A 1,137-nucleotide genomic window follows, 5' to 3' on the forward strand; every position below is an offset into this window, starting at 1 on the left:
GGTACAGCGATGATTTCTGCTGGGATTGTTCCAGAGAGTGCCGCGCGTGGTTTTAATGCCATGAGTGCCCGCATTCAAGCAGGAGGCAAGCATATTGAAGATGCTTTTGCCAATATCGGGCTTTCTCGCGAAAAATTCATGCAAGATCTGGACAAAGATGCCACCGGCACCTTGGTACGCTTTTTTAATGTGTTGGGTAAATCCGAACAGGGCATGCGCTCGCTGATTGCCATTGCTGGGCGCGATTTTACTGGTAATTTTGCCAAATTGGTGGGCAATCCCGAATTGTTAGGGCAAGCTTTAGAGTATGTGAAAGATCCACAAGTCTTTAAAGGCTCTGTAGAACAAGAAGCAGACAAACAAGCAACCGGTGCCATGCGGCAATTTGAACTCTTACAAAACCGCATTGTGGCTTTAGGGATTAGCATTGGTGAAGTGCTTCTGCCCCCCCTCAACAGTTTAATGGAAACTGTTGGCAATTTTACCAATGGGCTTATGGCGTGGGCGAATGCGCACCCAACTTTAACAAGCGCCATCATCAAAACCATTGCCGCTCTGATGGCTTTTAATATTGCTCTGCGCGTGTTGCGCTTTACCCTCGCTGGAACACGCCTTGGGCTTCTTCAATTGATGGGCTCTTTTATCAAGATGGGTGCTGTTAGTCGTGGTCTTTCTGCAAGCTGGCGGGGCTTAGCAGCCGCAGGGCGCTCGCTGGGCTTGCTAACCGCGGGTCTTGGGGCAAGTTCACTCCGACTCTTACTCCCCATGACCTTGTTGGTCGGGGCTTTACGGGGGATTGCTATCTCAGGAAGTGCATTTGCTGCCTCTTTTGGTTGGATGGGGACAGTGATCGAAGTGGTTGGGGCAGCTATTTCCTCTGTTGTGGGGGGTATTTTTACCCCGATCGGGGCGGTCATTGCTGCTGTTGTGGCTGTCATCCTTGCTGCTGGTTTTGCTTTGTGGAAATATTGGGATCGTTTTTCTTCTTTTGTCAAAGGTTTTGCACGGGGGGCATCTCGGGCTTGGGGGCGTGCCTTTGAAGCCGTCATGCGCTTTTTTGGTGCCGATACGGCAACCATCACCAAATGGAAAAACATCATTGCTGCTGCTTTTGATCTCTCTTCCCATTGGCAAAAG

At 50.1% G+C, this 1,137-nt stretch carries 1 protein-coding gene; it reads left to right on the forward strand.

Translation table 11 applies throughout. The features are described from left to right. Positions 1 to 1,137 (forward strand): phage tail tape measure protein (locus ACFIQE_RS10625; RefSeq protein ID WP_375707728.1); only part of this gene is annotated, 1,137 nt, incomplete at both ends.

This window comes from Bartonella sp. AA1HLJMS, from assembly GCF_042197445.1.
Taxonomy (GTDB): Bacteria; Pseudomonadota; Alphaproteobacteria; order Rhizobiales; family Rhizobiaceae; genus Bartonella.